General features: G+C 72.8%; 12 protein-coding genes and 1 pseudogene. 11 read left to right on the top strand and 2 right to left on the bottom strand.

Annotated features, from left to right (window positions below; translation table 11 throughout):
- Positions 1-21 precede the first annotated feature (21 nt).
- From ABZ562_RS23960 to ABZ562_RS23925, 8 genes and pseudogenes are all read left to right on the top strand, one after another.
- On the top strand, positions 22-1218 hold the full coding sequence (locus ABZ562_RS23960) for a Gfo/Idh/MocA family oxidoreductase (RefSeq protein ID WP_361483194.1): 1197 nt from the start codon (positions 22-24) through the stop codon (positions 1216-1218).
- Positions 1219-1250: 32 nt separating this feature from the next.
- Entirely contained in the window at positions 1251-2012 is a 762-nt protein-coding gene (locus tag ABZ562_RS23955) for a DUF6807 family protein (RefSeq protein WP_361483191.1), read from the top strand.
- The gene (locus tag ABZ562_RS23950; protein WP_361483188.1) at positions 2009-3544 is read left to right on the top strand and encodes a glycoside hydrolase 43 family protein; all 1536 of its coding nucleotides are present in this window, start codon (positions 2009-2011) and stop codon (positions 3542-3544) included. Before ABZ562_RS23955 ends, ABZ562_RS23950 begins: the two co-directional genes overlap by 4 nt.
- Before the next feature lie 383 nt (positions 3545-3927).
- Positions 3928-4887, top strand: a pseudogene (locus ABZ562_RS23945) (pectinesterase family protein); the annotation flags it as partial.
- Entirely contained in the window at positions 4875-6221 is a 1347-nt protein-coding gene (locus ABZ562_RS23940; RefSeq protein WP_361483185.1) for a sugar ABC transporter substrate-binding protein, read from the top strand. The pseudogene ABZ562_RS23945 and the gene ABZ562_RS23940, both read left to right, overlap by 13 nt.
- 77 nt (positions 6222-6298) lie before the next feature.
- Positions 6299-7111 carry a rhamnogalacturonan acetylesterase gene (locus tag ABZ562_RS23935; RefSeq protein ID WP_361483182.1) on the top strand — a complete coding sequence of 271 codons (813 nt, stop codon included), beginning with the start codon at positions 6299-6301 and terminating at the stop codon, positions 7109-7111.
- Positions 7112-7148: 37 nt separating this feature from the next.
- Entirely contained in the window at positions 7149-8444 is a 1296-nt protein-coding gene (locus ABZ562_RS23930; RefSeq protein ID WP_361483179.1) for a pectate lyase, read from the top strand.
- 282 nt (positions 8445-8726) lie between these two features.
- Positions 8727-9947 carry a right-handed parallel beta-helix repeat-containing protein gene (locus ABZ562_RS23925; protein ID WP_361483176.1) on the top strand — a complete coding sequence of 407 codons (1221 nt, stop codon included), beginning with the start codon at positions 8727-8729 and terminating at the stop codon, positions 9945-9947.
- Positions 9948-10002: 55 nt separating this feature from the next.
- On the opposite strand, the gene ABZ562_RS23920 is transcribed toward ABZ562_RS23925, so the two are convergent.
- Together ABZ562_RS23920 and ABZ562_RS23915 are read right to left on the bottom strand one after the other, a co-directional pair.
- A complete protein-coding gene (locus ABZ562_RS23920) occupies positions 10003-10983 on the bottom strand; it encodes an aldo/keto reductase (protein WP_361483173.1) in 981 nt (326 codons plus the stop codon).
- 101 nt (positions 10984-11084) lie between these two features.
- Positions 11085-11855: an IclR family transcriptional regulator gene (locus ABZ562_RS23915; protein WP_055554143.1), complete on the bottom strand. Its 771-nt coding sequence runs from the start codon at positions 11853-11855 to the stop codon at positions 11085-11087.
- Between the two features lie 131 nt (positions 11856-11986).
- Here ABZ562_RS23915 and ABZ562_RS23910 point away from each other — a divergent pair, with 131 nt between their 5' ends.
- From ABZ562_RS23910 to ABZ562_RS23900, 3 genes are all read left to right on the top strand, one after another.
- Positions 11987-13522 carry an aldehyde dehydrogenase (NADP(+)) gene (locus ABZ562_RS23910; protein WP_361483169.1) on the top strand — a complete coding sequence of 512 codons (1536 nt, stop codon included), beginning with the start codon at positions 11987-11989 and terminating at the stop codon, positions 13520-13522.
- Positions 13523-13651: 129 nt separating this feature from the next.
- Complete coding sequence (locus ABZ562_RS23905) at positions 13652-14305, top strand: DsbA family oxidoreductase (protein WP_361483166.1); 654 nt, start codon at positions 13652-13654, stop codon at positions 14303-14305.
- 71 nt (positions 14306-14376) lie between these two features.
- Positions 14377-15426: an aminotransferase class V-fold PLP-dependent enzyme gene (locus ABZ562_RS23900; RefSeq protein ID WP_361483163.1), complete on the top strand. Its 1050-nt coding sequence runs from the start codon at positions 14377-14379 to the stop codon at positions 15424-15426.
- Positions 15427-15482: the final 56 nt, after the last annotated feature.

The following is a 15482-nucleotide window of genomic DNA, read 5'->3' as shown; positions in this document are numbered from 1 at the left end:
GCGGGCAAGGAGGTCCGAACCATGCGCACGACGCATCAGGGGTACGCCCCCGTACCCGTCGTCCTCGCGGGCGCGCGGGGACACGGCCGCTGGCACCTGGAGAACATCCGGCGGCTGGCGGGGGAGGGGCTGGTGCGGCTGGCCGGGGTGTGCGAACTCCGGCCGCTCGACGCGGCGGAGCTGGGCGACGGCTTCGGCGAGCCCGGACCCGAGCAGTCCGGCGACCTCGGCGCGCTGGTGGCCCGTACCGGCGCCCGGATCGCCGTCATCTGCACCCCCATCCACACCCACGCCGACCTCGCCCTCACCGCCGCCGCGCACGGCGCGCGGCTGCTGCTGGAGAAGCCGCCGGCGCCCTCCTACGCCGAGTTCACCCGGCTCGGCGATGGGCTCGCCGACCTCGGCACCGCCTGCCAGATCGGCTTCCAGTCCCTCGGCTCCCACGCCCTGCCCGCGATCCGGAAGCTCATGGCCGACGGCGCCATCGGCACCGTACGGGGCATCGGCGCCGCCGGGGCCTGGGCGCGCGACGAGGACTACTACACCCGCGCCCCCTGGGCCGGGCACCGCACCCTGGGCGGCCGCGATGTCATCGACGGCGTCCTCACCAACCCCCTCGCGCACGCCGTCGCCACCGCCCTGCGCATCGACGGCGCCGACCGCGCCGAGGACATCACCGCCCTGGAACTGGAGCTGTACCGGGCCAACGACATCGAGGCCGACGACACCTCCTGCCTGCGCGTGCGGACCTGCTGGGGCACCACCGTCACCGCCGCCGTCACCCTGTGCGCGGAGGAACCCGGCGAGCCGTACGTCGTCGTCCACGGCGACCAGGGCCGCATCACCTTCTGGTACAAGCAGGACCGGGTCCGGGTCGAGCGCGCGGGAGCGCCCCCCGAGACCACCCACTACGCGCGCACCGACCTGCTGGAGAACCTGGTGGCCCATGTGCGCGACGGCACCGAACTGCTCGTCCCACCGGACCGCACCGGCGCGTTCATGCGCGTCGTCGAGGCGGTCCGTACCGCCCCCGCACCGGTCCCGCTGCCCGCGGACGCCTGGCGCACCGAACCCGGTGCGGGCGCGTCGGCGGGCGCGAAGCGGCGCGTCGTCACCGGCATCGACCAGCTGGTCGCCGCCGGAGCGGAGCGCCTCGCTCTGTACTCCGAACTGCGCGCCCCCTGGGCCGCACCCCCCGCGGAGGTCCCGCACCCATGAACGCACGCATCAACGCACGCATGAACGCGCCTATGAGGGCATCGTTCACCAACCGTCCCCCCTGCACCGTGCTGCGCCACGAGAACCGGCCCGTCGGTACGTACGTCCACCGGCCGCAGCTCGCCGAAACGCTCGCCCCGCGCCCGTATCTGCACCCGGTACGGACCCTCGGCGGCACCACCGTCACCGAACGGCCGGGCGTGTCCCTGGCCGTACCCGACGCCTACGGCGGCCAGCGCCACCTCGGCTGGCTGCTGCGCGACCCGGACGGCTTCGTGGAGGAGCTGTCCTGGGGCGGCGCGGACGGACGGCAGGTGCTGCTGGAGCGGCGCACGGTCGCGGTGCGGCCCATAGCGGCGGGGTGCTGGGCGCTGGACTTCACCACCGCGCTCACCAACGTGACCGGGCAGGAGATCGCCATCGGGGGCGCGGGCTCCGGGGGCTTCCACTGGAGCGCGCCGCGACGACCGCAGCCGCCGCGGGTCCTCAGCGCGGGCGGCGAGGGCGAGGCCGCCGTGGACGGGCGGTGCGCGGACTGGGTCGCGCTCGCCGCCGAGGACTGGACGCTCGTCTTCGCCGGGGCCACCGGCGACACCCGCTCCGCCCCCTGGCACGTGCGCACCGGAGACCACCCCGGCGTCGGCTCGGCCCTCGCCCGGGACGGAGGTCTGGCCATCGCCCCCGCCGACACCGTGACCCGGCGCATCGTCACCGCCGTCGCCGACGGATGCCTGGAGCGGGACGAGGCGGCGCGGATCGCGGGGCAGCTGTCGGACAAGGGAGCGGCCGTATGAGCGGACCCGTGTGGCGGGCCGACCTCGGCGACGGTACGTACCGCAACCCGATCCTCGACGCCGACTGGTCCGACCCCGACGTCGTCCGCGTCGGCGAGGACTACTACCTCACCGCCTCCAGCTTCGGACGCGCCCCCGGGCTGCCCGTCCTGCACTCCCGGGACCTCGTCAACTGGCGCATCCTCGGACACGCCCTGGAACGGCTCGAACCCGCGGGTGCCTTCGCCCTCCCGCGCCACGACTGCGGGGTCTGGGCGCCCAGCATCCGCCACCACGACGGCCGCTTCTGGATCTTCTGGGGCGACCCCGACACCGGCGTCCACCAGATCAACGCCCGCGACCCGCGCGGGCCGTGGAGCGCCCCGCACCTGATCAAGCCGGGCAAGGGACTGATCGACCCCTGCCCGCTGTGGGACGAACACGGCAACGCCTTCCTCGTCCACGCCTGGGCCAAGTCCCGCTCCGGCGTCAACAACCGGCTCACCGGACACCGCATGAGCCCGGACGGCCGGGAACTCCTCGACGACGGCCGCGTCATCGTGGACGGGGACACCATCCCGGGGTGGTTCACCCTGGAGGGGCCCAAGCTCTACCGGCGCGACGGCTGGTTCTGGATCTTCGCCCCGGCCGGTGGCGTCGAAACCGGCTGGCAGGGCGCCTTCCGCTCGCGGGACTTCTTCGGCCCGTACGAGGAGCGGACGATCCTGGCCCAGGGCCGCACCGACGTCAACGGCCCGCACCAGGGCGCCTGGGTCGACACCCCGGAGGGCGAGGACTGGTTCCTCCACTTCCAGCAGCGCGGCGCCTACGGGCGCGTGGTGCACCTCCAGCCGATGCGATGGGACGACGCGGGCTGGCCGGTGGCGGGCGACGAGGGCGAGCCGGTGGCGTGGTACCGCAAGCCGAAGGGGACCACGGCGGAGATCCAGGCCCCGGCCGTGGACGACCTCTTCGCCCATGGCCGGTACGGCCCCCAGTGGTCCTGGACGGCCAACCCGGTGGCGGGCTGGACGACCGTGCACGACGGCTCCGGGCTGTGGCTGACCTGCCACCGGACCGATGCGGCCGAGGACGTGCGGAAGCTGCCGAACGTCCTGGTCCAGCGGCTGCCCGCCGAGTCCTTCACGGTCACGGCCGACCTGGCGCTGGAGAGCGAGGCCGAGGGCGCCAAGGCCGGGCTGGCGGTGCTGGGCGACGCGTTCGGCTGGATCGGCCTGGAGCGGGCGGCGGACGGCGTCCGCCTGGTCCACCGCTTCGCCGGTGTGAGCATGGAGCGCGAACGGGACGCGGAACACCCCCGCCCGGCCCCCGGCGCCCGGGCCCGCCTCCGTATCGAGGTCGCGCCCGGCGCGCGTTGCCGCTTCTTCGCCGACACGGGCGACGGCTTCCGCCCGTCGGGGCCCGTCTTCGCCGCCACGCCGTGGCGGTGGGTGGGCGCCCTGCTGGGCCTGTTCGCCACCGCCCCGCCGGGGCGCGGCACGGCGGGCCACGCCACCTTCGCCGACTTCCGAGTGACGGACGGAGCCGAATGATGGAGATGTCCCCGGCCCCACCCCTCCCCGAAACCGTGGGCTCCGCCCCGGACCCCCACGAACCTGTGCCCCCGGGCCCCCGCGGAGCTGCGTCCCGGACGCTCACGGACCTGCGTTCAGACCCCCCACGGGACTGTGCCCGGGACTCCGCATGGGCGGCGGCATGCCGCCCGGGTTGTGGGCAGTCGTTCCGCAGGGCGGAACGGGTGGGCACAACCCGGCCCGCACTCGGCCACGCACCCCGGCCACGATGGCGCTCACCCTGGTGGCCGCCGGGCCTCGCCCGGCCACGCACCGCCGCCGCGACGGCGCTTGGGCTGGTGGCCGCCGGGCTGCTCGCACTCGGCGCGCCCAGCGCAAGCGCCGACGCGCGGCATGCGCGCATTCTGCACGTCGCCGCCGACGGCTCCGCCGACTTCCGCACCGTCCAGGCCGCCGTCGACGCCGTACCGGCCGGGAACGACCGGCCCGTCACGCTCGCCATCGCCCCCGGCACCTACCGCGAACAGGTCCGCATCCCCGCCGACAAGCCCCACCTCACCCTCCTCGGCACCGGCAGGCACCGCGCGGACACGACCATCGTCCACGACACCCCCGCCGAGTACGGCGGATCCACCGGCAGCGCCACCGTGCTCATCGCGGCGAGCGACGTCACGGCCCGCCACCTCACCTTCGTCAACGACTTCGACGAGGCGGCCCACGACCTGAAGGGCGAACAGGCGCTGGCCATGAAGACGACCGGCGACCGGATCGTCTTCCGGGACACGGCCTTCAAGGGCAATCAGGACACCCTGATGACGGACAGCCCGAAGCTGACGACGAAGAGCCGGGTGTACATCCGAAACTCCTCCATCGAGGGCGACGTCGACTTCATCTACGGACGCGCCACCACCGTCATCGAGCACTCCACCATCAGGGCACTCTCCCGCGGCAGCGACACCAACAACGGCTACATCACCGCCGCGAGCACCTGGAAGGGCAATCCCTACGGCTTCCTGATCACCCGCAGCCGCATCGTCAGCGACGCGCCCGATCAGACCTTCCACCTCGGGCGCCCGTGGCACCCCGGCGGGGAGCCGGACGCGGTCGCGCAGGTGCTCATCCGCGATACGTACCTCCCCGCCGCGGTCACGTCCGCCCCCTGGACGGACATGAGCGGATTCCCGTGGCAGGAGGCCCGCTTCACCGAGTACCGCAACACCGGACCGGGCGCGGCGGGGCCGGTCCCCGCCGCCGGACGGCCGCAGATGAACGAGGCCGACGCCGCGCACCACGAGGTCGCCGACTACCTCGCGGGGACGGACGGCTGGGCACCCCAACACACCAGGAGATGCGCATCATGAAACAACCATCCCCGCACCACAGAGCCGCCGCGGCCGTCGCCGTCGTCCTCAGCCTCGCGTTCACCGCCACCGCGTGCGGTGACGACGGGTCGACCACCGGGGAGGAGGGGTCCGGCAAGGGCACGATCACGTTCTGGGACAACAACGGCGGCCCCCGGACGGCGGTCTGGAAGAAGATCATCGCCAAGTTCGAGGCCAAGAACCCGGACATCAAGGTCAAGTATGTTCCGATCCCGATCACGAACGTGCAGTCGAAGTACGACACGGCCATCCAGAGCGGTGGTGACAGCCTCCCCGACGTCGGCGGCGTCGGCACCGCGTACCTGGCGAACATCGCCGCCCAGGGCGCCCTGGACCCGGTCACCGACCGCATCGAGGACAGCCCCCTCAAGGGCAAGCTGATCAAGAACATGGTGGACAGCGTCCGCGCGGCCGGCGGGGACGACGAGGAGCTGTTCTCCGTCCCGACCTCGGCCAACCAGGGCACCCTCTGGTACCGCACCGACCTGTTCACGTCGGCGAACCTCCCCGCCCCGACGACCTGGGACGCCTTCTACAAGGCCGCCGAGAAGCTGACCGACAAGGGCAAGAACAGGTTCGGCTTCACCCTGCGCGGCGGCGCGGGCTCGATCGCCCAGGCGCTGGACATGATGTACGCCCAGTCGGGGATCTCCTCGTTCTGGGACGGCGACAAGACGACGCTGAACGACCCCAGGAACGTCGCGGCGCTGGAGAAGTACGTCGCCCTGTTCAAGAAGGTCACCCCCGCCGCCGACCTGAACAACGACTTCGCCAAGATGGTCGCCCAGTTCGACCAGGGCGACATCGGCATGCTCCAGCACAACCTGGGCAGTTACGTCGACCACGTGAAGCAGCTCGGCAAGGACAAGATCGCCGGCATACCGCTGCCGCCGTCCCGGGCCGGGTCGGCGCGCACGATCGTCTCCAACCCGGTCGACGGCCTCGGCCTGTTCAAGGCGAGCAAGAACAAGGCGGCCGCCTGGAAGTTCATCGAGTTCGCCGCCTCCCCGGAGATGAACAGCCTCTGGAACGAGGACGTCGGCGCGATCCCCGCCAACGTCGGCGCCGCCGACGACGCCTGGATCAACCAGGCGCCGCCGACCAAGGCCGCCCTGGAGTCGCTGAACGACCCGAAGACGAAGGTCGTCCAGCTGCCGTACTACCTCCCGGACTGGAACAACATCAGCAAGGCCGACAACGAGCCCGCCTTCCAGAAGGTGCTGCTCGGCCAGATGACCGCCAAGGCCTTCTGCGACAAGGTCGCCGGGGAGCTGAACAAGGCCCAGGCCGACTGGAAGAAGCACCAGAAATAGCGGTTCCCGCGCGCGTACGGGGCGGCCGCACCGCACCGGCGGCCGCCCCGGCCCCGCCTCGTACGAAAGGTCTCGTCATGTCCCTGCCCCGAAGACGCGCTGCCGCGTCCCTCGCCGCGCTGCCGCTCGCCCTCGCCGCCCCCGGCACGGCGGCGGCCGCCGCCACCAAGGCCCGCACCACCGTCTACCTCGCGGGCGACTCCACCGCCGCGGCCAAGCAGCCCACCGCCGCGCCCGAGACCGGCTGGGGCATGGCCCTGCCGTTCTTCCTGGCCGACGACCGCTTCACGGTCGCCAACCACGCCGTCAACGGCCGCAGCTCCAAGAGCTTCTACGACGAGGGGCGGCTCACCCCCATCCTGGCCGCCCTCCGCCCCGGCGACCTCCTCCTCGTCCAGTTCGGCCACAACGACGAGAAGACCGAGGACCCGGCGCGCGGCACCGATCCGCAGACCACGTATCCGCGGTATCTGCGGCTCTACCTCGACGGCGCGCGCGAGCGCGGCGCGCACCCCGTGCTGCTGACCTCCGTGGAACGCCGCAAGTTCGACGCGGCGGGCAACGCCCTGCCCACCCACGGCGCCTACCCCGACGCCGTACGCCGCCTCGCCCGCGCCGAAGGCGTGCCGCTCCTTGACATCCAGGCGTCCAGCATCGCGCTGTGGCAGCGGCTGGGACCCGTGGCCACCCAGGGCTGCTTCAACTGGCTGCAGCCGGGGGAGTCGCCCAACTACCCGGCCGGGGTCCAGGACAACACCCACTTCCAGCCGCACGGCGCGATCGAGGTGGCCCGGCTCGTCGCGCGCGAGCTGGCGGCCCGGCGGGTGCTGCGGCCGCGCGATGTCCGGCGGCTCGACGCCGCGATCCCGGACAGCTGGATCACCTGGTAGCCACCACCTTCCCCGTCCCCCGTCTCCAGGAGCCATCATGTTCAGACGTCATGCCCGCGTGGCCGCCGTGCTCGGCTGCGCCGCGCTCGCCCTCGGCGTGGCCCAGGGCCCGTCGGCGGCCGCCCAGACACCCCGGAGCGGCGCCCTCCCGGCCGGTGACGGCTGGGCCTCCGCCGACGGCGGCACGACCGGCGGCGCCCAGGCCGACAAGGCGCACACCTTCACGGTCACCAACCGGGCCGAGCTGGTGAAGGCCCTCGGCGACGGCGACTCGACCCCGAGGCTGATCTACGTCAAGGGAACGATCGACGCCAACACCGACGACGCCGGGAAGCCGCTGTCCTGCGCCGACTACGCGACCGACGGCTACTCCCTGGACGCGTACCTGGCCGCGTACGACCCGGCCACCTGGGGCAAGGCCGCCCCGTCCGGCCCGCAGGAGGACGCCCGCGCCGCGTCCGCCGCCCGGCAGTACGAGCGCGTCGAGCTGAAGGTGGGCTCGAACACGACCGTCCTCGGCGTCGGCCGGAACGCCAGGCTGCTGGGCGCGAGCCTCCAGGTCCGGGGCGTGGACAACGTCATCGTCCGCAACCTCACCTTCGAGGACGCCTTCGACTGCTTCCCCGCCTGGGACCCGACCGACGGCGACGACGGCAACTGGAACTCCGAGTACGACAACCTGGTCGTCTACGGCTCCACCCACGTCTGGGTCGACCACAACACGTTCACCGACGGCCGCCGCCCCGACAGCGCCCAGCCCAGCTACTACGGCCGCCTCTACCAGCAGCACGACGGTGAACTGGACGTGGTGCGCGGCGCCGACCTCGTCACCGCCTCCTGGAACGTGTTCGCCGACCACGACAAGACGCTGATGATCGGCAACAGCGACAGCGCGGGCGCCACGGACCGGGGCAAGCTCCGCGTCACGCTCCACCACAACCTGTTCAAGAACATCGTGGAGCGCGCGCCGCGCGTGCGGTTCGGCAAGGTCGACGCGTACAACAACCACTTCGTCGCGCCCCGGAGCGGCTACGCGTACAGCTGGGGCGTCGGCGTCGAATCCCAGCTCTTCGCCGAGGCCAACGCCTTCACGGTGCCGTCGTCCGTCGATCCCGCGAAGATCATCAAGAAGTGGAAGGGCACGGCGCTGACCGCCAAGAACAACGAGGTGGGCGGCAAGCCGGCCGATCTCCTCGCCCTCCACAACGCGGGCGTCCCCGATGAGCGGCTGGGCGGCGACGCGGGCTGGACCCCGAGCTTGCGCACGCGCGTCGACGCGCCCCGCGCGGTGCCCGGCATCGTCGGCAAGGACGCGGGCGCGGGCCGCCTCTGACGCCGGGCCGGCACCCTGAGCAGGGGAGGCCGGGCGTCAACTGGCCCCGCCCGGCCTCACCTTCCCCTCCCGAAGTTCTGGTCAACTCCAATTGGACTGCCGGGCAACACAGGTCGCAGAATGATCAAGGGTGGTCATGGCCTATCGCTGGACGATCGCGATTCCGTAATCTGAGAATCCTCCAGACGGCGGCAACCTAATCTGGACCGGCGGCAACTACGCCACGGAGCGGGTCGTTCAGGATCCCACGGCCCGCTCTCTCGACGCAGAACAGGAGTTGCCATGAGAGTGAGGCGAAGCCGCGGTCGCCACCGCCGTCGCAAGGACCGCACCCTGTCGCTCGGGAGCGCCGTGATCGTGGCCTCCGCCGTGGCCGGGGTGTACCTGACCGCCTCCCCCGAGGGCGCGAGCGCCGTTCCGACCACCATCTACGTGGCGCCCGGCGGCGACGACAGCCAGGCGGGCACCCCGGCAGCTCCGTACCGCACGCTGGAGAAGGCCTTCGCCGTGGCCAGGCCCGGCACCACCATCGAGGTGCGCGGCGGTACGTACTACCCGACCCGGACCCTGCGCAGCTCCGTGAGCGGCACCGCGGGGGACCGCGTCCAGCTGCGGCCCTACCGGGGCGAGAAGGTCAGGATCGACGGCTCCCGGCTCCGCGAGGGCGCCTCCCTGCTCTCCCTGAGCGGCGATTACTGGACCGTCTCCGGCCTCGAACTGCGCAACGCCCCCGGCAGCGGCCTGGTCTGCACCTCCTGTTCGCGCGGAGTCTTCAGCAACCTCACCACGCGCGGCAACGGCGACACCGGGTTCACCCTCCGCGGCGACAACACCGACGGCAACCTCATCCGGAACCTGGACTCCTACGGCAACCACGACGACGCCACCGGCGGCAAGAGGGCCGACGGCATCGCGATCACCCATGGCTCCGGCTCCGGGAACGTGATCACCGGGTCGCGCTTCTTCGACAACAGCGACGACGGCCTCGACCTGTGGATGTGGGCGAGCCCCGTCGCCATCGACCACTCCTGGGCCTGGGGCAACGGCATCAACCGCTGGGGCATCCGCGACTTCGAGGGCGACGGCAGCGGATTCCAGCTCGGCGCCGACACCGACGCGGCACCCACCCCCGCCCATGTCGTCCGGGCGTCCGCCGCCTGGAAGAACTCCAAGAACGGCTTCGCGGCGGGCGGCAACACCGGCGCCCTGCGGCTGCTGCGCACCACCGCCTACGCCAACCAGGGCCGGGGCTACTCCTTCCCCGACTCCCGCGTGCTCCTCCAGCAGAACCTCGCCGTCGCCAACGAGCGCGGCAAGGCCGACACCGGGGAGTCGGCGGTCTCCCGGGGCAACAACTGGAACCCCGACGCCTCGATCACCCCGCCGTTCGTGACCACCGATCCGGGCACGGCGTACGGCGCCCGGCGGCAGGACGGCTCGCTGCCCGTCACCAGCTTCCTCGTGGTCGCCGGTGGTACGGAGGTCGGCTCGACCATGAACTGAGCGCCGCCGCCGGGCCGATGAAGGCCCGGCGGGCCGTGAAGCGGCTCAAAGGGGTTCAGGAGTGGCCCATGATGGCCCGGGGGCGGTAGGGGGCCTCCAGGCGGGCGATCTCCTCGTCGTCGAGGGTCAGGTCCACCGCCGCCACCGCGTCCTCCAGATGGGACAGCTTCGTGGCGCCGACGATCGGCGCCGTCACGGCGGGGCGGCCGAGCAGCCAGGCCAGGGCGACCTGGGCGGGGGAGACGCCGCGCTCCCCGGCGACCGCGCGCACCGCGTCGACGATGTCGAAGTCGGCGTCCGCGTACCACCGCTCGACCAGGGGGTCGTTGGCGGCCCGGGTCGTGGAGCCGGTGCGGTCCCGGTCGCGGGTCCCGGCCAGCAGGCCGCGCGCGAGCGGGCTCCACGGGATGACGCCGACGCCCTGGTCCAGGCAGAGCGGGTTCATCTCCCGCTCCTCCTCCCGGTACAGCAGGTTGTAGTGGTTCTGCATGGAGACGAACCGCGTCCAGCCGTGCGTGTCGGCCGTGTGCTGGGCCTTGGCGAACTGCCACGCGTACATCGAGGACGCGCCGATGTAACGGGCCTTCCCGGCGCGCACCACGTCGTGCAGCGCCTCCATCGTCTCCTCGATCGGCGTCTCATGGTCGTAGCGGTGGATCTGGTACAGGTCCACGTGGTCGGTGCCAAGACGCCGCAGCGAGGCGTCGATCCCGGCCAGGATGTGCTTGCGCGACAGCCCCCGGTCGTTGGGGCCCGGGCCCATCGGGTTGTAGACCTTGGTGGCCAGCACATAGTCGTCGCGCCGCGGGAAGCACTCGGCCAGCAGCTCGCCGGTGATCTCCTCGCTGCGGCCGACCGCGTACATGTCGGCGGTGTCGAAGAACGTCACCCCGCTCTCCACCGCCCGCCGCACGATCGGCCGGGACGCGTCGAGGTCCAGCTGCCACGCCCGGTACGAGGGGTCGCCGTAGCTCATCATGCCCAGACAGATCCGCGACACCTTGATCCCCGACATGCCCAGTCGCGCGTACTCCACGGCGGTCTCCTCTCCCGGCCCTCACAGCTTCGGCCCTGGCTTCGGCCGGTCACAGGAGACCACTGACGCACGCCCGATGTCAGCCCCTCGGGGCAGGCGGGTCAGAGGCGGCGGGTGGCGAGGGTGAGGCGGTCGCGGGCGTCGAACAGCGCGTCCTTGATCATCTGCTCATGGGTCGCGGTGAGCCGGGCCACCGGCACCGAGCAGCTGATGGCGTCCCGGGACGGCGTGCGGTACGGGATGGCGATGCCGAAGCAGCGCAGGCCCAGGGTGTTCTCCTCGCGGTCCACCGCGTACCCCTGCTCGCGGATGAGGTGCAGCTCCTCGATCAGCTGCTCGCGGTCGGTCAGCGTGTGCTCGGTGAGCGGGCTCAGCGTCTCCGGGAGCAGCTTGCGCACCTGCTCGTCGGTGTACGTGGCCAGCAGCGCCTTGCCCAGCGAGGTGGAGTGGGCCGGGAGGCGGCGGCCGACGCGGGTGAAGGGGCGCAGATAGTGCTGGGACTGGCGGGTGGCGAGGTAGACCACGTTGGTGCCGTCGAGCCGGGCGAGGTGGATGGTCTCGGTGGTGTCGTCCGAGAGCCGGTCCAGGGTGGGCCGGGCCGCGGCCACGACCTCGTCGCCGTCGATGTACGACGTGCCGACGAGCAGCGCCCGCACCCCGATGCCGTACCGGGTGCCGGTCGCGTCCGTCTCCACCCAGCCCAGCTCGACCAGGGTGCGCAGCAGCATGTAGAGGCTCGACTTGGGGTAGCCCACGGCCTCCTGCACGGATGCCAGACTGTGCATGCCCGGCCGTCCGGCGAAGAACTCCAGCAGTTCGACCGTGCGGACCGCCGACTTGACCTGGGCCCCACCCGTCTCGGCAGCTGTCATCGCCTTGACCCCTCTGTTCGACCAGCCATAGAGTCCCGATGGAATTCATCAACCGGGACAGCGTTCAGCATATCGAACAACAGTCGATGTGCGAGACGCAAGCAGCGGTAACACAGCAGGAGGAATCCGCGGTGTCAGCACCAGTGTGGAGCGTCGACCCCCGAACCGGAAAGCAGCGTGAGCAGGTAGCGGTCGAAGCCACGGCGGAGGAGGTCGACAAGGTGGTGCGGGCGGCCGACGCCGCACGCGGCTCCCTCGCCGACCGTACGGTGCGCGCCGCCTTCCTGCGCACCGCCGCCGACCTGCTCGACGAGGCCCGTGACACGATCGTCGAGGCCGCCGACGCCGAGACCGCGCTCGGCCCGGCCCGGCTCACCGGCGAGCTGGCCCGGACCAGCTACCAGCTCCGGTCCTTCGCGAAGATCGTGGACGAGGGCGCCTTCCTCGACGTCCACGTGGACCACGCCGACGCCACCCAGACCCCGCCGTGGCCCGATCTGCGCCGCTACAAGCTGCCGCTGGGCGTCGTCGCCGTCTACGCCGCCAGCAACTTCCCGCTGGCCTTCTCCGTGCCCGGCGGCGACACCGCCAGCGCGCTGGCCGCGGGCTGCCCGGTCGTCGTCAAGGCGCACCCCGACCACCCCGCGACCTCCGAGGTGGCCGCCTCCGCGCTGCGCCGCGCCGCCGAGCAGCACGGCCTGCCCGCCGACGTGATCTCCGTGGTGCACGGCTTCGACGCGGGTATCGAACTCATCAAGCACCCGCTGATCGCCGCCGCGGGCTTCACCGGCTCGATCCGCGGCGGCCGCGCCCTGTACGACGCCGCGGCCGCCCGCCCTGTACCGATCCCCTTCCACGGGGAACTGGGCAGCCTCAACCCGGTCGTGGTCACCGAGGCGGCCGCCGCCGAGCGCGGCGACCAGATCGGCGCCGGGCTCGGCGGTTCGATGACGATGGGCGTGGGCCAGTTCTGCACCAAGCCCGGCTTCGTGCTGGCGCCCGCGGGCGCGGCCGGTGACGCGCTGGTCAAGTCGCTCACCGAGGCCGTCAGCAACACCGACGCCGGGGTGCTCCTGGACCACCGCATGCGCGACAACTTCGTCGCCGGGGTCAAGGAGCGCGCCGGGCTGGCGGACGTCGAGGCCCCGGTGACCCCGGGCTCCGGCGGCGAGCACAGCGTCAGCCCCGGCTTCCTCACCGTCCCGGCCGCGCGCCTGGCCGAGCAGGGCCCGCACGACGTGCTGCTGGAGGAGTGCTTCGGCCCGGTGACCGTCGTCGCCCGGTACGAGAACGACGCCGAGATCACCGCCGTCCTCGGCCGCCTCCAGGGCAACCTGACCGCCACCGTCCAGATCTCCGCCGCCGAGGCCGAGGGCACCGAGGGCCGGGCCGGTGAGCTGATCGCCGAGCTGACCCCGCTCGCGGGCCGGGTCCTGGTCAACGGCTGGCCGACCGGCGTCGCCGTCGCCCCCGCCCAGCACCACGGCGGCCCGTACCCGGCGACGACCTCCACCTCCACCTCGGTCGGCGGCACCGCCATCGAGCGCTGGCTGCGGCCGGTCAGCTACCAGGACACCCCGCCCGCGCTGCTCCCGCCGGAGCTGCGCGACGACAACCCGCTCGGGCTGCCCCGCCGGGTCAACGGCATCCGGGAACAGCAGGGCTGACCCCCTCCGGTGACGGCACGGCCGTCGGGCGCGCGGACCTGTCGGCGCGCCCGGCGGCCGCCGCGCGTTCCGGGGCCGGAAGAGAGCCAGGGCGGGAAGGAATCCGCCGCTCCGGTGGTTGATTCCCGCATGCGCGTAGAAATCTGGTCCGACATCGCCTGCCCGTGGTGCTACATCGGCAAGGCCCACTTCGAACAGGGCCTCGCCGCCTTCGAGCACCGGGACGCGGTCGAAGTGGTGCACCGCTCGTTCGAGCTGGCCCCGGACAGCCCCCGCGGCGAGACCTCCCCGGTCCTCGACATGCTCGCTTCGAAGTACGGCGTCCCGCGCGAGCAGGCCGAGGCCATGGAGGCCCGCGTGGCCCGGGCCGCCGCCGACGCCGGGCTGGGCTGGCACCCCGGCCGCGACCACGGCAACACCTTCGACCTCCACCGGCTGCTGCACCTCGCCAAGGACCGCGGCCGCCAGGGCCGCCTGCTCGACCTGCTCCTCACGGCCCACTTCGCCGAGGAGCGCTCCGTCTTCGACCCCGCCACGCTGGTCGCCCTCGCCACCGACGCCGGGCTCGACGCCGAGGAGGCGCGCGCGGTGCTCGCCGACGAGAGCCGTTACGCCGACGCCGTACGGGCCGACGAGCGCGAGGCCGCGGAGCTGGGAGCGAACGCCGTGCCCTTCTTCGTCCTCGACCGCCGCTTCGGGGTCTCCGGCGGACAGCCGGCCGAGGTCTTCACCCGGGCGCTCACCCAGGCATGGGAATCGTCGCAGGTCAGCGAGGACGCATAAGCATCCCTCGGGGGCACCCTGCAGAGATGTGCGATGGACGCCGGGGCGGGCCCCGCCCATAGTGGATGGACATGGAGAGCCTGGCGGGCGCCGAGTTCGCGCCACAGACGACGTACCTCAACACCGCCTCCAGCGGTCTGATCCCCGCACGCTCCGTGGCCGCCATGAAGGCGGCCCTCGACGACGCGGCCGCCGGCGGCCGCGTCACCGACGCGGCCTTCGCATCGGTCGAGGAGACCCGCGCCGCCTACGCCCGGCTGGTCGGCGTACCGGCGCGGCGGGTCGCGACGGGCGCCTCGGTCGCCGTATACGCCGGACTCATCGCCACCTCGCTGCCCCCCGGCGCCGAAGTCCTCACCGCCGAGGGCGACTTCAGCTCCCTGGTCAACCCCTTCGCCGTACGCCGCGACCTCGTGCTGCGCAGCGCGCCGCTGGAGGAGCTGGCGGACGCGGTACGGCCGGACACCGCGCTGGTCGCGGTGAGCGCCGTCCAGTCGGCGGACGGCCGGATCGCCGACCTCGACGCCATCCGGGACGCCGCCCGCGCGCACGGGGCGCGCACCCTGGTCGACCTCAGCCAGGCCGCCGGATGGCTGCCGGTGAGCGCCGGGGCCGACGACTTCACCGTGGCCATCGGCTTCAAGTGGCTCATGGGCCCGCACGGCACCGCCTTCCTCACCGTGCCCGACGACCTGGGCGGCCTCACCCCGGTCTTCGCGGGCTGGGTCGCGGGGGAGGAACCATGGGACAGCTGCTACGGGCCGGTGGCCGACCTGGCCCATTCGGCGCGGCGCTACGACGAGGCTCCGGCCCTGTTCGCGTACGTCGCGGCCCACCATTCGCTCGCCCTGCTCCACGAACTGGGCACCGGAGCCGTGCACGCCCACAACAGCGCCCTCGCCGACCGCTTCCGGGCCGGGGCCACCGGCCTGGGGCACACCTGCCTGCCCGCGCCCGGCTCGGCGATCGTCTCCGTACCGGGGCTCGACGAGGCCGCGCCCCGGCTGGCCAAGGCGGACGTGCAGGTGTCGGCGCGCGCCGGAAACCTGCGCGCCGCCTTCCACCTCTACAACACCCCCGCCGACGTGGACCGCCTGCTGGAGCTGCTGCCCGGCGCCTGACCGGGGCGAGGGATACGCCTCCGAGGCGCCGTTTCCGAGGCGTTGTCAGTGGCGGG

The organism is Streptomyces sp. NPDC019937 (genome assembly GCF_040631655.1).
GTDB lineage: Bacteria > Actinomycetota > Actinomycetes > Streptomycetales > Streptomycetaceae > Streptomyces.
This window is presented reverse-complemented; position numbering and strand designations above follow the sequence as displayed.